This window comes from Paenibacillus yanchengensis, assembly GCF_042684845.1.
GTDB classification, from domain to species: Bacteria; Bacillota; Bacilli; order Paenibacillales; family Paenibacillaceae; genus Pristimantibacillus; species Pristimantibacillus yanchengensis.
The window spans coordinates 142,040-168,978 of sequence record NZ_JBHUMH010000013.1 but is presented as its reverse complement, the minus strand read 5'-3'; the positions used below and the strand labels follow the sequence as shown (position 1 = coordinate 168,978).

The 26,939-nt window shown below is 37.1% G+C and carries 16 protein-coding genes and 1 pseudogene; all 17 read right to left on the bottom strand.

Annotation, left to right across the window (positions count from 1 at the left end; all coding sequences use genetic code 11):
• Window positions 1-87 precede the first annotated feature (87 nt).
• A pseudogene (locus ACFSTH_RS21080) lies at window positions 88-769 on the bottom strand (transposase); the annotation flags it as partial.
• A 260-nt stretch (window positions 770-1,029) separates the two neighbouring features.
• A complete protein-coding gene (locus ACFSTH_RS06110) occupies window positions 1,030-1,347 on the bottom strand; it encodes a hypothetical protein (RefSeq protein WP_377770115.1) in 318 nt (105 codons plus the stop codon).
• A gap of 690 nt (window positions 1,348-2,037) precedes the next feature.
• Window positions 2,038-2,706: a helix-turn-helix domain-containing protein gene (locus tag ACFSTH_RS06105; RefSeq protein WP_377770116.1), complete on the bottom strand. Its 669-nt coding sequence runs from the start codon at window positions 2,704-2,706 to the stop codon at window positions 2,038-2,040.
• Between the two features lie 157 nt (window positions 2,707-2,863).
• Window positions 2,864-3,181: a hypothetical protein gene (locus ACFSTH_RS06100; protein ID WP_377770117.1), complete on the bottom strand. Its 318-nt coding sequence runs from the start codon at window positions 3,179-3,181 to the stop codon at window positions 2,864-2,866.
• Between the two features lie 14 nt (window positions 3,182-3,195).
• Window positions 3,196-9,009, bottom strand: coding sequence for an RHS repeat domain-containing protein (locus tag ACFSTH_RS06095; RefSeq protein WP_377770118.1), 5,814 nt, complete (start codon window positions 9,007-9,009; stop codon window positions 3,196-3,198).
• A 49-nt stretch (window positions 9,010-9,058) separates the two neighbouring features.
• Entirely contained in the window at window positions 9,059-13,504 is a 4,446-nt protein-coding gene (locus ACFSTH_RS06090) for a discoidin domain-containing protein (RefSeq protein ID WP_377770119.1), read from the bottom strand.
• An 827-nt stretch (window positions 13,505-14,331) separates the two neighbouring features.
• Window positions 14,332-15,189 (bottom strand): Gfo/Idh/MocA family oxidoreductase, encoded by an 858-nt coding sequence (locus ACFSTH_RS06085; RefSeq protein WP_377770120.1) that lies wholly within the window; start codon window positions 15,187-15,189, stop codon window positions 14,332-14,334.
• Window positions 15,186-16,250, bottom strand: a complete 1,065-nt coding sequence (locus ACFSTH_RS06080; RefSeq protein WP_377770121.1) for a Gfo/Idh/MocA family protein — start codon at window positions 16,248-16,250, stop codon at window positions 15,186-15,188. Before ACFSTH_RS06080 ends, ACFSTH_RS06085 begins: the two co-directional genes overlap by 4 nt.
• An 89-nt stretch (window positions 16,251-16,339) precedes the next feature.
• Complete coding sequence (locus ACFSTH_RS06075; RefSeq protein ID WP_377770122.1) at window positions 16,340-17,263, bottom strand: helix-turn-helix domain-containing protein; 924 nt, start codon at window positions 17,261-17,263, stop codon at window positions 16,340-16,342.
• A 28-nt stretch (window positions 17,264-17,291) separates the two neighbouring features.
• The gene (locus ACFSTH_RS06070; RefSeq protein WP_377770123.1) at window positions 17,292-18,881 is read right to left on the bottom strand and encodes a response regulator transcription factor; all 1,590 of its coding nucleotides are present in this window, start codon (window positions 18,879-18,881) and stop codon (window positions 17,292-17,294) included.
• Window positions 18,874-20,658, bottom strand: coding sequence for a cache domain-containing sensor histidine kinase (locus tag ACFSTH_RS06065; protein WP_377770124.1), 1,785 nt, complete (start codon window positions 20,656-20,658; stop codon window positions 18,874-18,876). Before ACFSTH_RS06065 ends, ACFSTH_RS06070 begins: the two co-directional genes overlap by 8 nt.
• Window positions 20,659-20,694: 36 nt before the next feature.
• On the bottom strand, window positions 20,695-21,528 hold the full coding sequence (locus ACFSTH_RS06060) for a carbohydrate ABC transporter permease (RefSeq protein ID WP_377770264.1): 834 nt from the start codon (window positions 21,526-21,528) through the stop codon (window positions 20,695-20,697).
• A gap of 12 nt (window positions 21,529-21,540) precedes the next feature.
• Window positions 21,541-22,413, bottom strand: coding sequence for a carbohydrate ABC transporter permease (locus tag ACFSTH_RS06055; RefSeq protein ID WP_377770125.1), 873 nt, complete (start codon window positions 22,411-22,413; stop codon window positions 21,541-21,543).
• A gap of 147 nt (window positions 22,414-22,560) precedes the next feature.
• Window positions 22,561-23,880, bottom strand: coding sequence for an extracellular solute-binding protein (locus ACFSTH_RS06050; protein ID WP_377770126.1), 1,320 nt, complete (start codon window positions 23,878-23,880; stop codon window positions 22,561-22,563).
• A gap of 63 nt (window positions 23,881-23,943) precedes the next feature.
• Window positions 23,944-24,957: a glycoside hydrolase family 130 protein gene (locus ACFSTH_RS06045; protein ID WP_377770127.1), complete on the bottom strand. Its 1,014-nt coding sequence runs from the start codon at window positions 24,955-24,957 to the stop codon at window positions 23,944-23,946.
• A 260-nt stretch (window positions 24,958-25,217) separates the two neighbouring features.
• A complete protein-coding gene (locus tag ACFSTH_RS06040; protein ID WP_377770128.1) occupies window positions 25,218-25,379 on the bottom strand; it encodes a hypothetical protein in 162 nt (53 codons plus the stop codon).
• 15 nt (window positions 25,380-25,394) lie between these two features.
• Entirely contained in the window at window positions 25,395-26,738 is a 1,344-nt protein-coding gene (locus tag ACFSTH_RS06035) for an MFS transporter (protein ID WP_377770129.1), read from the bottom strand.
• Window positions 26,739-26,939 lie beyond the last annotated feature (201 nt).

The following is a 26,939-nucleotide window of genomic DNA, read 5'->3' as shown; positions in this document are numbered from 1 at the left end:
TCCCTCGTACGTATCCTAGTTAATAAAACGGAACACAGAATAAAGAAGATGGCAACTGGAATGTCAATCCAATTACCACCAATTATATCATCCTGCTTGCTTTAGCGGTAAGGTCGGCATCACGTAAACGGATTTGTTTTTCATGATTGCATAAATGTTATTTATCAATTTCCGCATGATGCAAACAATCGCTTGCTGTTTTGTTTTACCTTCTTCTAGTCTTTGCTCATAATATGCATGAAAATGTGAATTCCTTGGTTCTTTCTTAGTACGAGTAACAGCTATTTATCTGATAGCAAGGCTTTTGAAAATGTCATGCAATTCTCGATTACCTTGCTGACTCTTGTAGTTTCTTGATTTATTCCCAGAACCTACGGTCACAGATGCGATGCCTGCGAATCGAGCAAGCTTGTCTGCTGATGAAAATCGGTGAATATCTCCTATTTCTGCAACGAGTTGCCGCTGTTACTAATTCAATGCCTGTCTTGGATTCAAGCTGAAAACCAAGCTGTTTCATCAAGTTCTCGATTTCTACTTTGATGCTGGCTATTTCCATCTTTAGAAAGGCAATCGTTTTCACCTTACTCTTCACAACAGAATCTCGTGAATCCTGAAAATCTTTATACGTATCACCGTCAGCAGTAATCAAACATAAGATTTGGCTAGCCTTTTTATGAGAAAGCCCATTGTTACTATGGCTACGTAGAAAAATAGCAAGTTCATCCTCTAATACGTCTTTTAGCTTCTGTGGAGAAGGATAGGACTCCCAATTATCGTATCGCTTTCTAATTTAAATTTGTTTCAGTCGCTGGATGTGCTGTGCCTATTTAGAAAACCGAAAAGTAGGCTATTGATTTAAACCACCCCCAATGGTTAGCTATCGTCTTTCCATTAGTTTCTCGCCATCGGGGATTTGCTTTTTCTTTGTTTTCAAGTAGAATAAGGACTAAGTTATTTTTATCTCATCCAGCATATTGGACTTTTTATCGTTATCGGCAAAATAACGTGTCCGTCTGTTAGGATGTGTATTTACTGGTTTACTGCCAGTGGTTCTAGGCAGTTCCCTGTGGGAATTGTCATTTTTTTTGCCAAGGTTTTGCAATTGGCATAAGTTGAAGTAAATAGCTGTCTTAGATTTGATTCTTCGAACATATTTTGCAACACTTGAAAACCAAGAAGCGTTTCTATCTTGGATATGTTCTCTTTATTTTCCATTAGCCAAGATAAGTTCATCGTGCTTACTGTTGACGGATATTCGATTTCATTTAGCACTTTTGCCGTCATGTAATCAAAGAATGGCTTATTGAGCAACTCAACGGCATTTTTAGTTGGTGAGAACTTTTCCATCTCGCAATTACTTGGCTTAATTTCAAGCCGCAGGATTCCCTTGGACTGCTCGACAATCTCAGGAGATGCTTTCTCTTTTTGTGCTTGTCATAGAACATTATTCTGCTGCTCTTGTTAGAAAACTCAACCGTCTGATTTTGGTTGTAGCTTCTTGTGTTCTTAAATGCTAACTTCTGCTTGCTTAGCATTCGTACATACTCACCAACATCTTTGCCTGCTTGAAAGTTCCATCATATATCTGCACGACTTATCGACCATTCCGAATGGGGAATGCTAATCGAAAAGAGTTGTTGAATGCGTTGCTGAACATTCTCAAAGAAGCTCGGAATGTCATGTTCAGTAATAAGAGTTACATTGTTTCCATACAACAGCTTTGGTATAGAAACTTGAATGGACAACGTCTGACTGCCATCCAGATACTTGATATGACAACTGCTCATCATATATTTCATACCTCGTTTGGAGTATACCAGTTTCCTTGTTTAGAAATGTAACTGACTTACAGTTCTCCATGCTTAACAATGCTTCTGATTCAAAGTAAATCGGTCTCGCTTTTATCACAACCGTATCAAACATTCAATTCCTTCTTTCTATTTTCTGGATGGATTAATATTCTGGATCAAATTAGCTATGTTATAAGAAAAGAAAACATGCCTACATCGTAATCACCACCCTTCAAATGTTCTCGCCTTACTCTTTCATCCACAGTAAATCTTGCTTTTTCAGGAGCTTAAACAATTCGTTATGAAAGCTTTCTTCCTCTTCATCCCATACTGCAAATCCTGTAATATCCATGAAATACATCATAGAACGCAATGCTTCGATACGCTTATCATGCTTTCTATCCCATTGTAGTTGCTGCTCAGCATCCAGATCATTGGGAACAGATTCATTTAACACGTTTGAAACCCTTCCCAGAATCTCATATGCTTTATTACCCTGATCGGGATTATAAAGTTCATGATATAAGTCTCCTTGAAGCGTAAGAATAATCTTCTCTATTTTCAATTCATCGTACATCATTCGTTTCTCTTCCTGATAAGGATCAATTGACCTAGTGTATTCATGCTCATTTCCATCCGTATCGGTAAAATAGTCAGGTGTTTCAAACGAATCTCGTTTAGAACTTCGATTCAGATAATCCAGCCTCAGCTCGATCTCCTCTATTTTCGTTAACTCTTTTTGAAAGTATTCTGCTTCCAGATTAAATAGCTTAGACAGGGCTTCTAGCTTGGCTCTAGGTATGGGTCTACGCTTACTCAGCCAGTCCGTAACCGTTGATGGTGTAATCTCCAGCTTCTCAGCTAATTTCTTGTACGTTCCGTTGTACAGCTTTACGATGTATTCTAAGCCGATCATAAATAGCCCTCCAATAAAATGACGTATCATTACGTCTTAATGTAAATATAACTTTGACGTTTCGATACGTCAATAGGGAGTGAGTAAATATTTTTAAGCAAAAAAGAAACCACATGGAGTTGTTACACTCGCATGTGGCAAAATTAAATAATATGCATTAGAAGGTAAGATAATCGTCTTCTATTGTCCCATCCAAATTAAATACCATCCTATAATCTGCTGCAAATTGGCTTCCATATCTTATTTCTAAACGAAGGACAATATGAATGTAATCTTCATCTGGCCAGCTAGTCATAGTTAGGGATACAGTATTTACATAAACACTAACTAGTTCTTTGTCATAATTCGGGAAAACATTTTCGAAATCCTCCCTTTTTTCAGCACTGTATCTATTCAAACTATTCCAAAATCCTAAAATGCTTTTTTCTTCTAACCCTTTATCGATAACCATTTCTTTTAGTTTCTTTACATCCATTAATATTCCCCTCCTCAATGGAGCCCTTTTCTAAAATATTCAAACATATACTTACCGGCTTTTTCATCGTAATTCCCAAAAATTCTCCAGTCTCCAAATTCTCCTAGAACCTTTAATTCATATCGATACGTCTTACCATTACTAAATTTTTTGCCGGCTCCACTTAATTTTACGATCCCTTCTTCTCCTTTAGGTCCAACTACACCTTTATACATTGCTTCGATGAACTGATTAGCTCCTTTTTTTCCTAGCTTTTTCCTTACTTCGTTATAAACTGAATGTTTAATAAATCCAGTTCCAACCTCTTTAATTGATAATGCTGCTACACCTGTACCACCACCAGATAGGTAGAACATTTTATCAGCAGACCACGCTAGGAACCCGAAACCTGTAGGGTCGTTTTCAATCCAACTAAAGGTACTTGCCCACGCAATATCCATAACAAGCTCTTTTGGAATTGTTGCGTCAGTTCCCTGCATAATATCTGATTCAGCAATGCCTGCTTTTCTCATTTTCGCCCTTAATTCGTTAGCTTCTCTTTCCCATTTCTTGTAATCCCCACCTGATGCTTTTGCTTCCGCATACTTCCATTTCATTTCATTTATTGTCCAGTTTGCAGTAACCTCAGTAGACCAATGTCCTGTCGGGTCAGTATAGATCAATGGATTATTCTCTACATAAGTATAAAGATTCAAGCTAAGCGGATTCGTCAATTCCCCTTCATACGTATCCTCATTGATAAACCGTCCAATACTTGGATCATACCAACGTGCACGTAAATATTGTAGATTCGCCTCTTCATCCCAGTATTCTCCAGAATAGCGGAAAGATTGCTCGATCGTTTCGGAATGCTCCAGTGGTTTGCCCCAGATATCGTACGTATACTCATTGATTAGCTCGCCTGCAGTATCCGTAATACCAGTCACGTCACCATGACCGTTTACCATATAATAACCTTTTTCCCCTGCCGCTGTCTCTAACATCGCAAGGTTATTCCCAAGCAAGTAACTTATTTTTTCACGTACCGTTCCATCTGGATCCACCCATGCTTCGGATATGATCTGTTGACCGTCATAGTAATAGCGGATCGTCGTATCTTCATCACTTCGTTCCACCAATAAGTTGTCACCATTATAACGATAAGTGACTTCCTTTCCTTCTTCCGTCGTTACTTTCGTTAAACGATCCCATTCATCATAGGCATAGTTACTATTTAAGCTATCCAGTGGCGTTGCTTCCGTCGCTAACGTCTGACGATTACCACGTTTATCATACGTATAACTTTCGTCGAACAAGGTAGAAGTCGCTATACGGCTAAGTGCATCATAAGTAAAGGTGTTATCTTCCATGACGATGCTTTGCTTCGTTGCTTGACGATTCGTGATATTACCAATTAGATCATAATCATATTGATAATGTTGACCTAATGTGGTTGCTTCATTTTCGTATTGTAACGTAGCTAATTTAAACTGATCATAGGTTCTTGCTACATTCACGCCATTACCTTGTTCTTCTTTCTGCGCTTGTCCATTTAAATAGTACTTATAATCCACTTCCACTCTATTATTCCACGTCAATTGCTGTAACTGATTGACAGACGTATAGGAATAGCCGATTTCATCGTCAAATGGTGTCTTTAATTTTATTCGTTGACCTAGCTTATTATACGTATAAGTCATCGTTTTTCCATCAGCAAACGTCATCGTAGTGAGATCACCAGTATGCGGATCATATTGATAACTAGTTGTTCCTGTCGTATCTGTCATCGAAGCACGAGAACCATCGTTAAAATAACGATAGGCTATCTTTTCAGAAGGTCCTTGCTTGGATAGCAATCTATTTCTGTTGTCATAGGCGTACGTAAATTGCTGTTTGCGCTTATCGATTAACTTGATTCTATTTCCATTTTTATCGTAATAAAATTTCTCTGCTGCACCTAATGCATCCACATTTTTTATTAATCTACCAACTTGATCATAAACTTTGCTTGTTTGCTTACCATCAGGGTAAGTCGTTTTAATGTGTTGTCCTAATTGATCGTAATGATAAGTTGTCGTTTCTCCTAATGCATTTTTAACAGATGTCAGCTGCCCGAATAAATCATAAGCGTAGATCGTTGCTTGCTCGTTGGCATCCACTTGTTTTTCCAACAAACCATTGATCCTGTTATACTGCATTTGCGAAACCGTGCTTCTATTATTGTTATGATCTAATTCATAAAGGCTTACTACTCGACCAAATTGGTCGAATTTCTCCATCGTTGCGTTACCTATTGCATCCGTTGTCGTTACTTCTCTATTGGCATCATCATAGGTAACCGTTGTCGTTGCACCATTAGCCATTGTGGATAAAGTCGGACGTGACCAGACGTCGAACTGTTGACTTTGTTGATGTCCAAGTGCATTTTCAGATAATATCATTCTACCAAATTCATCATATTGATAAAGTGCTTGTCTCACATAACCATTAGCAGTCATCATACTTTCTTCTGTTTTCAAGCCAAGTCCATTCCAAGTTGTTTTAAACTTCCTATTAAGCTCGTCTGTTACAATGACTGTATTTTGAACATCATCACGTTCCACTGTCAGTGTAGTATGATCTGCAAATGTATTTTTAGTAACTCTGCCTAATTTATCATATTCGACTTTAGTTATTAATCCCTTGCCATCGGTATAGGTTAATATTTCTCCTGTTTTCTTATCATAAGTAAAACTTGTTGTAATATTTTCTACAACGCCATCCACATTCGTAACAGCTACCGTCTGAGATTGAGGAAAGGCATGATTCACACTATCATATACAAAACGATACGTTTGTGACTTTGTACCATTACTCTCCGTAACCTTCTTTACATTTCCATAAGCATCTATTTCTTCTACTACAGTTTTTCTTAATATTGCACCACTACCATTGTTGTTCCTAGTAACGGTCTGCGTAATGTCACCTTTAGCATTCCGACTAAATGTAGTATGAAGATATTTGGATTGATCTACTTGCTCTCGCATACTAGTTAGCCACTTTTTAGTAGGATCATATACATTTTCGACCGTTTTACCTGTAACATCGGTGCTTTTAACTACGTTCCCGTAATCATCATATTCCATTTGCTTGGTTAAACTATCGTTAGTCACATTATCACTTATAACTACTTTCGTTGGAGTCGCAACAGCAAACGTATTTGAACCGACTTTCTTTTCGTACGTGTAGGTCATTGTCTTCTCTGTATTTTCAGCACTTGTTTTCTCTGATTGTATATAATATTGTGCTGGTTTTGTGGATTGTGGTACATCTTTCTTATAATAATAAGTTTGGCTGCTTCTTCCATCAAATATGACTGTATTAAATGTCTGACTTTGCCCGTGTGATTGCATATAATCACCATTATACTGGAACATTTGATTATTACTCATCCGCTTAGAATCATTATCATAATTGAGCCAATCAGCTCTAGCCGATAATCTATATTCTTCTTTATAAGATGATTCTCCAAAAAAACGTTTGACTGGAGCAACTTCATACGTATATTCAGTTACTGCTCCCGTTGGATGTTGTACTTTGGTAAGTAAAGCATAAGGATTAGACGCAGCTCTGCCTTCACTATAGCTCATAAAGTTAAACTTAGCAGGACTTAATTTGTAGTCATACGTGGTTCTTCTTCCCTCTGGATCTACTACCGCTTCTAATAGTTCATGCCCACTAACTAATTTTTTTTCATAAACGGTTGTTTTCTCTCCATTAGTGACTACAACTTTATCTTGCGCATAAGTAATCGTGATTGTATTGCCAATACTATCTTTGATTGTACTAAGCAATTTCTCGTTATAATAGGAGTTTTGTGTATAGTTAAAATCAATCGTATTATTATAATTATCCTTTGTCTGAATTAATCGTCCATCATTTGTAAAATATTGCTTATATGTTTGGTCTACAGTACTTAACATATAACTTGATTGTTCCCCGTTCACTGTAGTTGATGTATCGTTTTGGAATGTATAGCCTAACCAAGGGTAGTTTTCCAAAGTTCCATTTTTCACCTGGTATTTCCCACCATCTTCTAGGTTAACATAAATATCACCATTATCTTTCTCAATAAATGGTAATTTCCACGACCACCCTTTACCTAACGGATACATTTTTTCTTTTATATGTTTTTTGGTAATATTACTATTACTCGTATAGTATCCAATATCAGCTTTAAAACTTCTCAATTTTGCACTTGGCGGATTAGCTATGTAGTAGTGATATCCGTCCGAAGTAACTTCAACAGGAGTACCTGGTGAATTACTTATATAATTCAACATATTTTCTGCATCACTTGAATTAGAAAAAATAGGGGATGTACGCGTTCCACCAGATTCGCTAACTTTCCGCTCAACGACTCTCACATTTGAAATCACATACTTATATCTCCAACTTCTGTTTCCATATTGTTGCCAGCTATCATATCGAACCATACTTTTTCCGCCTTGTTTAGTCACTTCTCCACTATAATTTTGACGATATACTCTTGTATCAGTCGCAGGTTTCGTCACTGTTCCAGAGTAATTGGCTATCCATGACTTTGTACATTTCCATCCTGGTTTTCCTGGTGAAGGACATGATTTTGTTGCAGGTGCGTCTATACGAGTCAAGGTTCCCGAGTAACCTCCACTATTATACGGAATAGACTCAGGACAAGTATTACTATAACCACCAGTAGCTTGCCATTGTCCATTTGCTGCATATTTACCTTCTAACGAATTCGGACATGTAGTTTTTTCGACTTTGGGATGTGCTGGTGTATACGAACCCGATATAACAGAAGAAGAACCTTGTTTACTAAGATAACCAATATACTCATCTTGCGCATACCATACTCTCTCCGAAAAAGAGTTAATGCTACTACTACGAGAATCTGTTGCAATTTTTGATAAAGATGGAATCGTATAGTAGACACCTTGGTTTGCCTTATTTTGAGCTGCTTGTTGTGTATCGTGTATAGAGTGTAATGTATCAGGATTTCCTTCTAACCAAATTGTATTACTAGGATTTGTTTCTTCTACATATTTATTTTCTTCGTATATTACATCATAATAAGTTTTTTTACGAACTGTATTAAATTCAATATAATGATTATATATGTCTGTAGTATAAAGATTTGATTGTACACCTATATCATTCATGGATGCGTCTGACGTATTATACTGTCTAATCAATTCAAAAGCCAAGCCATTTCTTCCTGGTAACATAGCGTCATTTGCTTGCATCTGTAAGTTCCCTGAAAGGGTAGAGATAGATTCGTTATCTGAGTTAATAGAATAAGGCGCATGATTAAAGCTAGTCTTCGTATAAATTGGAGCTTCTTCATTAGTACCAGGCTGGCTAGAAAATGTTCTTGCTTTTTTTTTCCGACTACCTTCTAGTGATTTTATTTTTTTCATTTCTTCTGCTGTCAACTCTTCGCCTTCTAGTTTAATGGAAGGATCAGTAAGCACTAGATCTAATAGCAAATTTTCGTTTTCAACTTTCCCTTCGGTTATTGCCGAGTTATTCACTTCTTTAGGAAAAAGTTCGGCTTTAGATATTTCATAGGTTTTGTTATAAGTTTGTGCTCTCCAAAGTGAAGCATAGATTTGATTGCTTGAGTAACCTGCTTCAATTTCTGATAAAATGAATTGCTCAGAAACATTGAATCGTTGTTGAATAACATCATGTAATGATTGCTGATTCTCTTCATTCGTTTCACTGTCTGCTACCACAGGTTCTAACACTATACCTTCTAATAATCCCGTTAATAATACAAATGCTAGTAATATAAGTGTAAAGCGTTTAATCACTTTTTTAGACAATTTTTCTCTCTCCTATAAGGTTAATGAATACTGTAAGTTTTAAAGAGTTTTATTGATCGGATAGCACTGTATTTATTTTGTTTCCATTATCATCGTACGTATAGGTTATTGTGGTACCATCTACATAGGAAACCTGTTTCAATTGATTCAAAGCATTATACGTATAATTTGCTCGGTTTTTGTGCTTAAAAATTAGAGAATCCATAATAATATTTCCTCTCCCTGATAAAGTATCAGCGTTTCCTAACATAGCTATCTTTACAATTGCTTTTTTAGTTCCAGCAGGTACTATTCCATCTTTTTCAAATGATTCAAATTTATTAGTCGCTGCTGTAAAAGTAACTTTATCTTCTCCTAGCTTTATATCATTTTCACTATAATACGAAAGTACTATATTCACTTCTGCGTTCTCCAGCTGTTCAATAAAAATATTGCCACCCCAAGTATATGGCTTAGCATCCATTGCGTTAATTGTTTGTTCAATGGAAATACTATTTTGCGTGGAGAGATTATCAGCTTCTATTCTTTGCGCCTGCGCACCATTTTTCACAATTAATTGCTCAGATAAAAACTGTGTATTAGCCACACTTGTTGCATTATTTATCCATTCCTCTGCTAAACCAGTTAAGTTATTTTCAAAACTGTGATTTTTGATTACATTTGCGCCGTAAGTAAACACAATATCTCGTAAAGAATCAGAACGCTCTTCACTAGTACCTACCGCTATAATTTCAACCTCATATTGTTGGGCAGGTTTTAAATTTGTAATTTTGTAGATTGTATCTGTCGTTGTTCCGTGAACAATATCGTTCACAACAATCTCATAATGTGATACGACATCACTACTATTCTGATCATCAGTCCAACTCACTAATACACTTTTACTCCTAGTTTTGATAACTTCCAAGTCAGTAGGCGTCTCCAATCCCTCTGCTACTGTATTACCATATTGAAAGGACACATCATCAACGATTATAGTTCCAGATGCTTCGTTTGCGAGTGCATATACCGAAACATTTATAATGGCCTCTCTAGCTTCAGGAGGTATCGTTTCATGTATCTGCAAAGTTTCAAATCCATTAGTCGTTGTTATTAATTCGCTTTGAAATTCATTTAAGTACTCGCCCTCTTTATTAAGAAACATAACATGGAACATTGCTTTAGCTTGATGTAGTTCGGGTATATTTATCTTTGCTTCCATCACAAACTCTTCATTAGGATTAACATGAATAGATTGCTCTATCTTACTACTTTTATTTTTTGCTAAATTAGATACTGATATTTGTTGTGCTTTCTTTCCTCGATAGATTGGAGTAGTTACAATTTTATTTTCTGCTCTAGCTTGAACATCGTTTATATTGGCATTCCAATGATCAGCAAGCTCATTGTTACTTGTGTTATGCTCAAAACCTGCATTTTTCAACAAGTTTTCTACTTTATTCCACTGTGCATATAGCCTCAGTGTTCTATTCACTTTATTTACTGCAAAATCCCACTTTTCTCCGTCTACAGCTGCTGTATACCAACCTAAGAACGTATAACCTTTTTTCGTTGGTGCTGTTGGCGCTTCAATAGTAGAACCCTTTTCTACATCTTTTATTTGTGCTACATTACTTCCACCCGTACTATCAAAAATAACTGTAAATTCATTTAGCTCTATCTTCTTCCTAACAACAAGTTCACCTATCGATAGCGTTGATCCGTCACCACCTGTTTTTAACACTTGAATAGCTACATATCTAGCCCTTTGTGGCTCAAATGTAATCGTTTGAGTAGATCCATTGGTTACATCCATGTCCCCAAATCCGGCTAATTTAAAATGCTTAGCAAGTTGCTCGGCTGAACCATTCAACTTAATGGAGTTCAAGTCTTGATCACTAGTGAAAATTTTATATTGTTTCATACGACCATTTTCCACTTCATAATATTCACCATTGAGTCGCGGTGAATATACTATTTGTTCCACATTTTCATGCGCTTTGCCTAGGTCCAGAACAATATAATCCCCCTCTTCAAAGCCCTCACCAGACGATTCCCAATTACTTTCATACATCGTCCATATATCACCATCGATCATATTCTCAATAGGTGTGGAGTAATGCGCCTGCGGTGCATAGGCAATTTCCACTTTTAATTCATTAACTGTACTTAATACTAGTCGTATATCTACTACCATTTGATCAATTGCTTCTTGTGTTGCAGTCGTAGATTGTAGTAACACTTCTGCCAATGAAACAACTTCTCTCAAATTAACATAATCCGTTTCACTCTCTGCTTGCGCTATTATTTCATTAGCTTCTTCTATAGCAACTTGCAATTCACTTGTATTCACTGTAAATGATGGGCTTCTATACACATTTATTTCGGCAGCGGAAGCATAGCTACCATCTTGCGAACCAGTGATTACCAGTTTTAATTTAGTTGCATTTACAGCATTAAAAGCGACTATCTTTACATCTTTATTAGCTGCCCATTCTCCTTTTGCAACAAGTTTATAATCCTCTGTACTATCTGCCACATGAACTTCATAAGCAGTTGCTACACCATTGGATGAATCATCTTGTCTAGGTACATACTCTAGCTTATAGATACCGTCACGGTTCCAGTCGAAATCAAACTCCATCGTTGCAGGTAAACTACTATCTCCCCAGTTAGTATGCCAGATGGAACTCATATCACCATCAATAGCATTCGCTGCTCCTTCATTGCTACCAGCAATTTCTTCACTACTTGCCAACACATTCATCGTAGATTGAGGTATTTTACCAGCCTTTAGCTCAAAAAATGCCTTCGAAACATTTTCTAGCGTAGCTTGCTGTACTTCATCATCTGCTTCTAATGCAGTAGTAATTTGTGCTGTAAAAAATGCAACATCTTCCCTTCCAGCGCCTTCATAACTGGCTAGATCTGCTTGTAAAGCTTCTAACATTCCAGCAATAGTAGAAGTCTCGCCCTCTTTGTATGCAGCACCTTCGATAATAAATGTCGTAATCGATTTACCTTCTACTTCTGCAAACAGTTTATTACCAATAACTGCTGTTTGTCCTTCCGCTAAGTTTTTATCCTCTGATGTTACGTAAGTTTTAACTGCTTTTCCTGGAGTAGCGAACTCAGACAGATCAAACGTTACTTGAACTGCTTCGTCATCTGGATTTCTATAGACAATTACTGTTTCATTATCTTTCTCATTGTACGCAGTTAATGTATATTGCTCATCCCAATCGTCATTTTGAAAAAACTTTGATCCTTGCGGAATGAATTTACTGAACTGCCCCATAGCGTAGTATTTTTTCGTATACCACCATTCTTCTGTATCAAAGTCGGCATGAATTAAGCCCCAGTTCATATTTTCTTTATCTTCACGCATGTTATGTTCTTCTTCGACTGCTTGCCACAACACCCAAGCTTCTGGCTCAAACCATCTGACGTCCGTCATAATTTGCCACGCAAGGGAAAGACCTGGTTCCATATCTTCGTGATTATGTGGAACATCACTTGGTCCCACATCTGCTTGGGACATCCATAATTTTTTATTTTCTTGTCTAGCTAGATCTCTTACTTCTTGTCGTTTATCCCCTCCATAAGCATGAACATTAAACTGAGAGACGATATCTTTTGTATCTTGCCCATACTCAGCCCAATTCGTTAAAAATGTATCAATAATGGATTCATCCATGGCAGCTATCTTCACTTCGTCTTCATCGGCTACTCCCTCGCCTGCTAATCCTTTAGCTACTAAAGCTTGGTAAGCCTCATAGATAACCCAAGATTGTTGCCAAGGTTCCCAGTACGAACCTTCTCGTCCGTTGTTAGCTGACCAATAGTCAGCAGTCGGCTCATTTACTACAGACAATGTATCGAATGTAATACCATGCTCTTCTTTGTAGTGCTCTACTACGGTAGCTAAATATTCAGCAAAATCTGGATAACGACTCGGATCTAAATTACTTGTTCCTCCATCCCAATGACCTGCTGTACATCCACTAATTGTCATAAAGTACGGGGGAGAGTTAGAGAATGCTTCTGTTATAAAAGTCTCATCTCTCTGCTCCCAACGCTTTTTTGCCTCTTGCAGCCACCAGCGCTGATTAGCATCTGCAGTAAAATCGAATTCCATTTTTCCGTCTTCACCAAAACCAGTGGAAAAGCCAGGAATATCCCCGCCTTTACGCATATGGTCATGCGTAGGATCATCCCCACCACCGATATTATAACGAGCGATATTATAGTTTAGTCCTTCTTCACTATATAAAGCATCTACTAGTTTATCTCTTTGTTCTGTTTTCCAACCACCTGTCGCATGACCAAACCAGGCTAATGCTGTTCCCCAACCATCCCATGTTCTGTCCATAGTGCTCGGTTCCAGCTTTACCGTTTTCGTATAAGCAGCTACTTCGCTATTCGGCAGTCCCACAAACATAGATGTAATTAACGATAACATGATCGTAAATAGCATTGCCTTTTTAACTATGGGTTTATTTGTAAGCGAATTCATTTTCTGTGCAAACCTCCATACCATTTGGTTTATAGTTTTAACTTTGATGCACATTTTTCCTCATTAAAACGTACTAGACTATCCATCCCTCTTTCAATCATAATAAAGGTATCTTTTTAGCAGCTTCCCTCCTATAAAATGTACATACCCAAATTTAGATATATCATCTAATAATTCAACAAATTATGACAATTTACTCAGTAACGTTTCCATGTTAACACCGTTCATTTCAATTTTTTATTAATATCTTTATATCTTTTGGTAAATTTACTACTTGATAGAATCAACTTTAAAATAAAGTTTAATACATTAGTAATTTCTTTTGAATTTAGTATTTTTTAAAGATTTCAATCTGGATGACTTTTTAATTTCTTGAATAAAAATCAAATTTTCCTTCTATTCCTTAATAAATTATTTGGAAATGAAGACTACTCATTAGTTGAGTATCCGACCTCCCAGATTTTATATGAAAAAACATACAAACATTCAAATAAACGATTCGTGAAAACAAGTTTGTACGAAAAACCATACAAAGTGACCCCGATAATAGGTTGATCGTAAGGATTTTATACGAAAAAACAAACAAACATCCGCAATTGCGGGTCAAGTCCAAATATGTTTGTATTATATGGATGAATATTTTCGAAACAATGTTTTCCTTTTCGACATCGTTTTATCTATATGTATTTTTTAATTAATATCACATTTTTTACCTCTAAATAAGATTGTCTTCTTTTACATAAATTATCAAACTTATGTCGCTTCTTAAAACAACAACCAAAAACCCTAGCATATATCCTATGCTAGGGTTTTTAGGTTACATCTATTTAAACCATTACTTCTATCCATTGATCTGGCTGCTTTAATGCTTTGCTACCAGCTTCGATCAGCGCCATAATAACCACCGTCTCTTCCTTTGGAACAGGAACGATTGGTGTTTCAAAAAATTGTAGGATGGCGTCGATTAAGTTTTCAAACATATGAGAACATTGAGCAATGTGCTGACCTTCGCCTGTTTTGGTCGCCATCGTCGCTTGGAAGGTAGCCGAAGCGGTTTGCTCTACCGTAGCTTGTCTTCCATCATGAAAAGCAACAATAAATTGGCGTCCCCACTCATTGGCGTGACACTTTATTCGTTTTATATCAGTGCCCATTAATGTGACGACCATCTCAAACGGGTGAACCGCATAGTTGCTATATTTTCCCGGACTCATCATGGAAGCATAACCGATCGATTGCGGCGTAAAATCCCTTGCAGCCGCTTGAATCTCATCAGCAAAACGTAGCGCTGAGCTGGAAAAGAGCGGCGTTTGGTGACGTTCAGCTAAGGAAAACATCGCTAATGCCGTAGCCACATCCGGTGCAAAGGTTTTGTCCATGTAAACGGGTTTACCTGATTGCAATGCCAATTGACTCAATCGTTCATGATGTTCGGGATGATCTGGCGATAACACGATAATCGCATCACTTAATTGGACAAGCTGTTCTATCGTAGCCACTTGCATCACTTGCTGCTGCTCACACCACTCTGCTGTCGTTAGTCCATCATTTTTGTCCACATCCGCCCACGCATAAGCAACAGTCCATGATAAACCGAGGGCGGCTGCTCGTTCCTTGATCCATTTAGGATAATTATTGGCATGCCATTCGTCTAAATAGTAGTCGATAAAACCGATTTTTTTCATAAGTACACCTCTTTACCAGTCGCAGACGAGTGATAAATAGCATCGATAACCTGAGCAGTCAGTAGCGTTTCATCCACGTTAGCCCGATTTTTACTACCCGAGGAAAGCGACTGTAAAAATGCATCTATTTCTTCAGCAAACATATCCGCTTGCGCAAACGAGCTGGCTGTTTCATACAGCATCCCATGCTGACTAGAATAAATGGTAAACTCGCCACCATACATCAATTTGATACCGGCTTTACTTCCCAAAAACTCGACAAACATCGCTTGTTCTCCAATATTTTGTGCCCATGCGCCATTTAAGTTGATCGTCGGACCATTCGTCCGCAGAAGTGCTGTTACAAAATCTTCTACATCAAACGTACCGTCCAAACGAGGGGGACCTGCCCACATACTTTTGTAAGTATAATTAGCGAGATCTTTTCCTAGCTCACCATACGTCGCGCCACTAACTGCATTCACTTGTAGGTCACGTCCCAAAATGTACAAAATCAAATCGATAAAGTGTACCCCCCAATCAATGAGGACACCGCCACCGGAATGTGCTTTACTTGTAAATGGACCACCTAGACCAGGAATAGAACGATGTGCCCGAAAGGAACAATAGATATGATATAAGTTTCCTAGCTCTCCAGCATCTAGGAGTTGTTTTATTTTATTAACTGCCGTATTAAAACGATTGACCACTCCAATATTTAATATACGATCATACTTATCTGCTGCTTGTTTCATCGCTATTACTTCATCATAGGTCATGCCTGCTGGTTTCTCACACAATACGTGTTTACCTGCTTCAAGTGCTGCGATAGCAATCGCTGCATGCGATGCGTTCGGTGTACAGATAGAAATCGCTTCTACCTCGCCATCCTGCAACACTTCTTCCAAACTGCTAGCAACATGAGCAACAGCAAATTGTTCAGCAGCCGCTTGCGCCCGCTCCGGAATAATATCATAAACATATTTTAATTGTGAGCGACTATTGTTTTTATAAGCAGGTAAATGTTGTGTTTTGGCAATTTGCCCACAGCCGATAACTGCCACTTGTACTGTCTTTGTCAATTGAAGCGCCTCCCTTATTTCTGATTGGCTTCATTATATCAAGGGGGATCGATGCCGTCTTTGCTTCAATTTCACTTGATTATTGGTTATTAGTTTAGATGTTGTGTCAGTTGTTGATAGGCTGTAGGAGATAACTCTCCCTGTTTGCGAAACGCTTTACTAAAGGAATGAATACTTTGATAATGTAATCGCTCTGCTATTTCTGTCACCGATAGCTTTCCTTCTCGTAACCATTCACAGGCTCGTTCAAAACGTTTGCGATTGTAATAGGACTGTAAGGTCTGTCCGGTTACTTGTGAAAAAACATGCGATAAATACGTATAATTGTAATTCAGGGTAGTCGTAATTTGTTGCAAGGAAGTAATTTCAGTTAGCTGCGAATCAATGTAATGCATCATTTCATACGCAATTTGAACTTGCTGCTTCGGAAGCGATGGTGGGTGATAAACTACGGCAGATTGATCAAAGAAAGCACGGTAAGTCATTAAAATAATTTGGCGAATATATGTCTCCATCATCAGCGTTGTAAATTGACGCGGTTTTAACAGTTCTGCAAACAAACCAATAAATAATGGAGCGATATGATGCTGCTTCGTTATAATAGGATGCTCTACATCATCAAGTTGCTCCATCATCGATGCGAATGGATCCAACTGTCCAATGACTTCCTCATCCTCCGTCTCCAATTGAAACCCCATATAATAGTAGCGAAACGGATCATCCAGATCTGCTCGACCATCATGCCATTCGTTAGGGCGGTGTAGCATCATATCTCCCGCTTGCACATCATAGTTTACACCATTGCGAGAGAACACTCCTTTTCCTTCCACAATAAAACTAATTTCATAACAAATCTGTTGATGACTTTTCAAAACATAGCCTTCAGAACAGCTCAAATCACCAATTTGGTAAAGCAGCAACGGACCAATTCGTTTCGGACTTTGAAAGTATAAATGATCAAAATGAAATTTAGCTAAAGCCATCACATCTTCATTTATAACGCTTTCATTCAATGCAGTTACCTCCCACTGTTTCGAATTGTTACTTCCCCGCTTTCATCGCACGATACTCTTTTGGGGTTAGACCAGTTTGCTGCTTAAATATAGAGACAAAATATTTGTACTCGCTATAGCCGACTTGATCGGCAATTTCAAATACTTTATCATTCGTCGTCTCTAGTAATCGACATGCTTGCTCCATCCGTATATTGTTCATGTACTCTTTAAAGCTTTTGCCTGTATTCTTTTTGAAAATGCTGCTAAAATGACTAGCCGTAATATTAAGCCATGCCGCTACATCCGATGCTCGGATATCTTCATTATAATGTTCAGCCATATACTGTGTTGCTTTTTCAATTGCCCAAAACCATTTATTCGTAATTTGTTCTTCTACTTTTTCTGCCAGAAGTTCAACTTGCTCCATAAATAACCGTTCTAAAGCTTCATAGGTATTATATATACTAATATCAATTTGCTGCTTCTTATCTCCTAACATATTTAATTCCAGTCCACTTTGTCGCAAACGTTGCCGTAATAACGTCATTTGCTCCATCATTAATCGTAATACTTCCGCTGGCATGAACTTTTCACGACGTACATACTCGAAAAATTGTGCCACATAGGCGATACTCTCCGCCTCTTCTTGCCGAAATAATATGCCCGCTAATGTTTTGGAAAAATAAGCATTAAAATCGGTTAGTTGCGATTGCTTCTTTTGCTGAACAAGCTGATTATACCTATTTACTGTTATTACTTGTTCTGATGTCAAATGATAATAAGGTAGCATTTGTTTTACCTGCATACTTATTTCCGCAACCTCTTCTAACTGCTTGAAAGGATCAGAGATAGCATAACGAACATGCTGACCATCTATTCTCTTACCTTTGTTTGCTTTGTCTATTAATAAAGCTGTCCAGTCTATGTGATGAACCGCATCCTGATCGATACGAACTAACGCAAATAACCTATTAACATGCGAAAATACGATAACGGAATAAGCAGATAACGTTTGCAATGAACACTCTACTAACTGCTGCCATTCGGCTTGTAATTGTTCGCGCTCCGTCGTTACTATATTTATATAATTTTCACTAAAGTATGCTAATTCACTAACAATAACGACATATGCTATGTCATCTGTCTCTTGTTGCAATAACAAAGATGGTGATGTAATCGTTGGTTTACCTAAAATAGTGTGCAAAAACCACAGCATATCATCTTCCGACGTATGGTCCTCGGTATGATGTTCTTTCATGCGAGATATCGTCTTTTGTACAACTTCCATTAATTCTGTAATATCGACTGGTTTTAATAAATAGTCCTTTACTTGCAAGCGCATCGCCTGTCTAGCATATTCAAAATCTTCATAACCGCTAATAATAATGACAGAAATATGAGGGTATTGCTGCTTGATCTGTTCTGCTAATTGTAGTCCGTCCATGCCCTCCATTCGAATATCTGTAATAACAATTTGAGGGTTGATCTTCGTAATTAACTGCAATGCTTGCTCTCCATCATAAGCTACTCCCATTACTTCCACATTCAGAGATGACCAATCTATCGTTTTTTGTAATCCTTCACAAATAATTGGCTCATCGTCAACAATAATCAGCTTAGTTATCTGTTCATTCATTTTGTTCACCTCCGACTATATATGGAATTTTGATCAGAACTTGTGTTGCTTCATCTTCTATCGATGCTATTTCGATCTTTGCTTCCACTCCAAAAAAGATAGTTAAACGTTCAGCAATATTGTTAATCGCTCCAAAGCTTTGATCGCTTTGATTACCGTTTTGCAAAGTTACCTGTAGTTGTTGTAGCTGCTCTGGTGGAATTCCTTTGCCATTGTCTCGAACATCAATCCAAATGTAATCTTCCCCTACAGCATATACTTTTACTGCAATAGTATTGTTCGATTTTTTTCTATTATATCCGTGAATCAAAAAGTTTTCGACTAACGGCTGTATCATCGTTTTCGGGATGACTATATTCTCTAATGGGTACTCGATATACAAACTGTAGTTTAAACGATCACCAAGCCGTACTTGATGCAAGTACAAATAGGATTGTACAAACTCTAGCTCTTTGATTAGCGTTGTTTCATACTGTCCATTATTTAAACTAGATCGCAAAAACTTAGATAACATTTCTATTAAATGACTCGAACGATCTGCCTTCTCCAAACGAGCAGTCCAACGAATCGTATCTAGCGTATTATACAAAAAATGAGGGTCCATCTGACTTTGGAGCAGCTTCAATTCAGCATCCCGCTGACGAATTTCCATTTTATATTTTTGATCAATAAGCGCCCGTATCGTATCTACCATTTCATTAAATTTCCTATTCAAGTCAGATATTTCATTGCGATGTTGTACTGGAACACGAGCGGTAAAGTCACCCAGCGTCACCCGCGTCGTTTCGTTTTTTAAACGTAAAATCGGGCTAATAATCATATATTGAAAACCAGCGTAGGCAATAATACATAATAGTAAAATCGCTGCTATAATAGCTATCATCATCCAGCGTAAACCACTTAACTGCTGATCTACAACAGTATGAGGAATAGCGGTTACGATATGCCAGTTCGTATTTTCTACTTGACGATAAAAAGTGTAATATTTCGTTCCATCTTGTTCATAACTACCTAATCGCTCGCCACTTGCTACGAAGCGTTCTAGCATTGTGCTAGCTTGCAAGTTAGATTCAAGCGCGTTATTTGATTGTAACACTGATTCACCACGTTGATTCAATACATAGACATACCCTTGCTGCTGCAAAAGTGTTGTTTCTAATAAACTAATAATACTTTGAGCATCTAGATGGATCGTTAACGTACCTAGCGGAGTAGTCACATCTTTATACAAATTAAGAATACGAAATAGCGAGACAACATCGATGCTGCCACTCCATCCGCTAGCCACTTGATAGCCTTCACTCCATACAATTTTACCACGTTGCTTCAGCGCTTCTGTTCGCCATTTACTTTCATCGCCCGCTACCGGCTCGCCCATGGCAAAATAACGCCCATTCATTCCATCGATCGTTATAGAACGAATATAGGGTTTGGAAAAAAGATGAAAGATTAATAAACCCTCCACCGATTGTTCCAAACTATCTACTCGTTCACTATATTCTTTGGCATCAATTTGTAAATAAGCATTTAAATGAGGATTATATACCAAATAATCGGCAATGTCCTCTACCATAGAAATCTGTTCCTCTAATTGATTAGCCACGCTATCGACACTTTGTAACGTAGATTGCACAACATTCTTTTGTAATATTTCTGCAAACTTATACTGAACAATAATCCCTACACCTAATGTCGGTAAAATAATGAGTAACATAAAAAGAAGTAAGGCGATTTGTTTTAACCCAAAATTTCGAATTAGAGGTAGTTTACCCAGCATTCTTTTATTATCCTTTCTACGCTACGCTTCGTATCGTTAACCTTTTACAGCACCAGCAACCATCCCATTCACCAATTGTTTCTGTAATATCAAGTAGAAAATAATAATTGGTACTAAAGCAATCGTTAAGGCTGCCATTTGCAACGTTAAACTAGCTGTTTCTATTCCAACAAAGTTGGCAATACCAAGCGGTAATGTTTTAATAGATTCCGAACTAATTAATACTAACGCAAACAAGTACTCATTCCAATTATAAATAAAATTCAAGATAATAACAGTCGCAAGCGCTGGTTTAGTAATCGGTAATATAATCGACCAAAAAATCCGATAAATTCCTGCACCATCAACAACTGCTGATTCTTCCAAATCCCGAGGGAATCCACGCATAAATCCTTCCAAAATAAAAACAGTGAGCGACAAATGGAAGGCGGTGTAAGGTAAAATAAGTGACATGTACGTATCCAAAAAATTCAAGCTTTTCATGATCATAAATATAGGAATTAACGTCGCATGAATAGGTACTAACATTCCTAATAAAAACAATGCATAGATAGGTCCACGCAGCTTAAATTCAAAGCGAGCCAAGAAAAAAGCAGCAAGCGCTCCTAACAACACCGTTACAATTAACGAAATAATAGTGATCAAAATACTATTGAGAAAGTAGACATCCATATTAGCTACTTCCCAAGCTTTTGTATAGTTAGAGAATTGAAATTTCTCTGGCATAGCAAAAGGACTAAGCGCATATTCACTTTCCGTTTTAAATGATCCAACAATCATATAAAAAATTGGTACAATATTAAATACAGTTAATAAACCTAAAAAAGTATAGGCCACCACATAATAGATTGGTGATTTTTTACGCACGATATTCACTCCTTCCTATTTCTTTTCTCTGCCGACGACGTTCGTAATCATGACGACAATTAAACTAAAGAGCAGAATTAAAATAGAAACTGCACTACCATATCCAAATTCACGATTAACGAAAGCACTGTTGTACATATAAATGGTCATAACTTCCGTTTGATGTGCTGGACCACCGCCAGTTAATATTTGAATAAGGTCAAATACACGGAAAGAGTTACTAATACTATAAATAATAGTAACAAATATCGTCGGCCTAATAATCGGAATCGTTATGAGCCACACTTTTTTAAGCCCTGTTGCCCCATCTAACTCAGCAGCTTCATTCACTTCAGACGAAACATTTTGCAATGCAGCTAAAAAGATAATCATATATAAGCCAAAATTTTGCCAAATATAAGCAACACTAATCGAAAACATCGATAAATTAGGATTACCAAGCCAATTTTGTTGCATACTTTCCAAACCAACTAGTCCTAAAAAACTATTAAGAAAGCCATGCTCCGTATTATAAATCATGCCCCAAATTAAGGAGACCATAACCGACGAAACAACAACCGGCAAAAATCCAACTGTTCTAAAAAAGCCGCTTCCTTTTAAACCACGATTTAGTAATAACGCCAATAGTAATCCTAACGGTAGTTGACCTAATAACCCTGTCAGCATAATAATGATGTTATTTTTAAGCGATAACCAAAATATATCGTCTTGAAAAATTTCTTTAAAATTAGCTAATCCGATAAACGTTTGATCTGTAATCCCATCCCAATCCAGTACTGAATAGTACAAAGATAATCCGATGGGTACGAGAGCTATACCGATGTAAATAATTAGTGACGGCAATAATCCTAAAAGGATAGCTAATTTTGTTCTTTTCAACGTATGCATTAGGCACCTTCTTTCCAAGCACTAACGCCTGATTATAAATAAAATTCTAATTTCAAATGGTACATAAGCCAGTATAACTATTGAAAATAGTTCCCTTGTATACTGGCTTTTTTTAATGAAGCTTTTTAAACTTTGTTTAACTTTTTATTATTTCTTGTCAAGTAATGCTTGAATATCAGCAGCCACTTGCTCTGGTGTTCCTCTACCAACGGTAAGAGCCTGCAAGCCATTTTCGAATTCTTTGGCTACATTCGTTGGAATAATCGCATCAAAAACTGGTGCAGATGCTTGATTTGTTAGTTCATACATTTCTTTCAAATATGGATTAACATCGTCGCCTAGCTCGATATTAACTGGAACAAGAATTCCCGCTTTAGCTAGCTCCATATACATATCTTCATGAGCAAAAAACTTAATGAATTCTAGTGCTGCTGCTTTTTTCTTTTCATCTAAATCAGCTTTAATACCGATACCATATTGCGCTACACCTGCACTAACATTAGCTTCCCCTTTACCATTAGGCACACTTGGGAATAATGCGATACCGAACTTGTCTCCTGCTTCATTACTCATTCGAATACGACCATCAACCGTAGCAGATGAAATATGAATCGCTGCTTTTCCTTGAATTAAATAATCCTGTGCTTGTACAGAATCCATATTATTAGCATCCACATTAAATGCTTCTAACTTCGTTAATTCATCAATAACCGAAATAGCTTGTACGAACTCAGGATCTGTAAATTTAGCTTCACCAGCTACTACACGCTCCAAGAAATCCGTTCCTGCAAATCGTTGCGTAATAGTCGACATATATGACGACTGCAATGGCCATTTCTCTTTATTACCTAACGCTATTGGAGTAATATCTTTTTCTTTTAGCTTTTTAACAAGGTCAATAAACTCTTCATACGTTTCTGGAAATTTCTCATATCCTGCCGTTGCTAAATGCTCTTTGTTATAATAAACAATATCTACAAAGTTACGTTTGGAAGGAATCGCATATTGATTACCATTAGCAGCAAATCCCACTAAAGCATCTTCACGTACTAGCCCTTCCCAAGTAGACATAACGTCATTAAGCGGCATTAACAGATTACCTTTAACTAATGGCTCTAAGTCAGCTCCTGGCCATACTACGTTAACGTCTGATAAGTTATTAGCTGTAGCTAATGTAAACAACTTTGTTTTATACTGTGCAGCTGCTACACCATCTTGTTTAATTTTTATGTTTGGAAATTTCTCTTCAAAAGCTGCAATACGAGCTTTATATACATCATTATCCACGTTCGGTGATGTCCAAGGATGCATCATCGATAAGGTCACTGTTTCATTATTGTTACCTTCTGTACCACCAGTTTGTTCATTAGTATTACCTTTACTTCCGCCACCACAAGCTGTAACTACAAGCATAATTGCTGCTAATGTTAATGCAGTACTCATTTTCAACCATTTTTTAGTCTTCACGATGTCTAGCCTCCAATTCCATATTTTACAACGCTTACATCCGTCTCTTATATACTTACTGGTTTAATTACCAGCAAGTATATAAGAGACCAAATCATCTAAAGGTACGGTTGCAAGTGCAATCGCCGTATCTGTTACACCATAATAGATGTAAAGTATGCCGTCTTTCACTACGTTACCTGTCGGAAAAATAACGTTCGGTACTTGATAACCGAATTTTTCATAGTACGGCTCCGGCTCCATAATAAAATTATTCGTTCTAGCAATAATTTTTTCAGGATTGTCCAAATCAAGCAAAAGAGCGCCGACCCGATAGATACTATCGTCATCCACACCGTGGTAAAGGACTAGCCAACCTTTATCTGTTTTAACCGGAGGTGTAGAACCACCAATTTTTTTCTGTTCCCAAGCTAATGGACCAGCTGTTGCCAGCAATTTAGGCTCATCCCAATGAATTAAATCATCCGAATAAGTAATCCACATAGCTGCCTTTTCTGTTCCATACTCCGCACCAACATACTCTTCTGGACGACGTAGTAATACATAACGACCATTTATTTTTTCAGGAAACAATATGTTATCACGATCATTTATTTCTAATGGTGTCGTATCAGATAAGTATTCCCAATTGATTAAATCCTTTGAAGTTAAAATACCGGAACGAGTAAGCCAATGTACCGGATCATCTCCCCAACCATCTGGATAAGTAGGAATCGAACGTTCTGGTAATCCCGTTCCTGTCGGATAATAATTCATCGCACAAGGACGTAGAGCATAATTCATATAGAACGTATCATCAATTTTCACAACACGTGGATCTTGAATACTTCCATATGGAAAACCTAATTGGTCTGGCGTTACAATCGGTTCATCTTTCACATGTGTAAAGTTCACACCATCATCACTGATGAGTAGACCAAGATAGTTTTTACAAGGTGTTAGTGAACCAGCGGTACGCTCAATCATATAAAATTTGTCATCGTGAATAATGACAGCAGGATTAAATACGGTAGCTTTGCGCCACTCGAACAATCCTGGGACAACAATTGGATTCTGGGGATGCCTAGAAATTTGCATCGAATTGCCCTCCCTCATATCATGTAATCGCTATTATATCGGCCGATACCGCCATTATATAGGTACTTACCGAAAGATAATATCCAACAAAATTGCGATTACATCCGATTTTTACTGATTAACTTAATATTCGTCCCATAGCGAACTCTGATAGACTACCTATATGCCATATATGGCACAATAAAAAAAAAGCCTATGGCTCTGTACGATAAAGCACACCATAGACTTTATTTTCATTTATTCCACTAATTAACAACCGATTACTCGCTACTTTCTAAAAAGACTGCCTGTAATTGCATAGCTGCTTCTACTTCATCTGCTCCATCAAAAGTAATGGTTAACACCGTACCTTTTTTACTAATTTGTTTTGCTAATAAAACATGAAAACCATTCGTTGGCATAATGACTTTGATAGCTTCCATAAGTTATTTCCCCCTTTATGATATGCTTTCCTTTGCTTTTGTCAAATCCGCTATAACTTCTGGATATTCTTTGTCCAGTTTATAAGGAATTAATATTAACAATTGAATTACCGTAAATATAATCGGTATATAAATATACATAAACTCAATGGTGTTGCTAGCTGTAGCACTAATCACTTCTTGACCACCAACATAACCACCCATTGCTAATAACCAACCTACGGTAGCTGCACCAATTCCATTACCAGCTTTAGTACCGAAACTGCCGGCACTGTATACTAATCCTTCTGTACGAATACCCGTTTTCCATTCTCCATATTCGATCGTATCTGCTAATAAAGCAAAACCAGCTGCTGCGATTGGCACACTTCCGATTGACTTTATTAATATAGAAGTAATAATAACTGACAAACTCGTTGGATTTATTAACAAGATGAAACAACCAATAAGTATAATTACCAATCCTACAAGCATTGAATTGCGTTTACCATATTTTTTAATGATTGGCGCTACAAACAATAAACCAATAATAATAGGAACTAATCCAATAAGACCAAGCAAACCTACTAAATTTCTGTCATTCATTATATATTGATAATAATATATACCGACTGCATTACTAATTGCTCCAGAAATACCACCAATTAACATTAACACAACAACAATTATCCAATATTTGTTACGAAACAATGCTTTAAAACCGCGTTTAATTGGAATATCTTTTTGAACAACTGACGGAGTAACCCGTTCTTTTGTTGTTCGAAATGTAATTAGAAATAAAACACTCGATACTACACCGAACATAATAAATGTAGAACTCCACCCAGCTTTTCCCCCACCAAAAGCATCTACAATCGGAAGCGTCATCGTTGTAATAACTAACATTCCTACTAAAGCACAAAACATCCGAAATATGTTTAATACGGAGCGCTGATATTGGTCTTGCGTTATTAACGAATTCAACGCGCTATAAGGAACGTTAATGGCAGAATATATAACATTAACCAATAAATACGTAATATAAGCATAAATTAGAGCACCTGTCGGTCCAAAATTAGGAGCTGTAAATAACAGTATGCCAGCTATTCCGTAAGGAATAGCAAACCATTTTAGCCAAGGACGAGCTTTACCATATTTACTTTTTGTTTTATCTACCAATCCACCGATACCAAGATCGACAAAAGCATCGAAAACGCGAGCGATTAACAATAACGTACCGACTGCTGCGGCAGAAATGCCGACAATGTCTGTATAAAAGAAAGTTAAAAACATTCCCGTTGCGGTCCATATTAAATTACTTGCCAAATCTCCAAAACCATAGCCCAATCTTTCTGAAAATTTGATCTTTTGACTATGCATGATGTTTTCTCCTATCTATATTAAAAATTGTTTAGCTTTTCCATGCGACTACAAATAACCCCCTTCGAAAACTATATTTTTATTATTTCATGTAAACGTTTTTAATTATGGTAATTTTGTTAGAAAAATAGTATTAAAGTCATACTAAAATAAAAAAAAGTTGATTATTTTGTAAGATAATCAACTGTTTTTCCATTAATT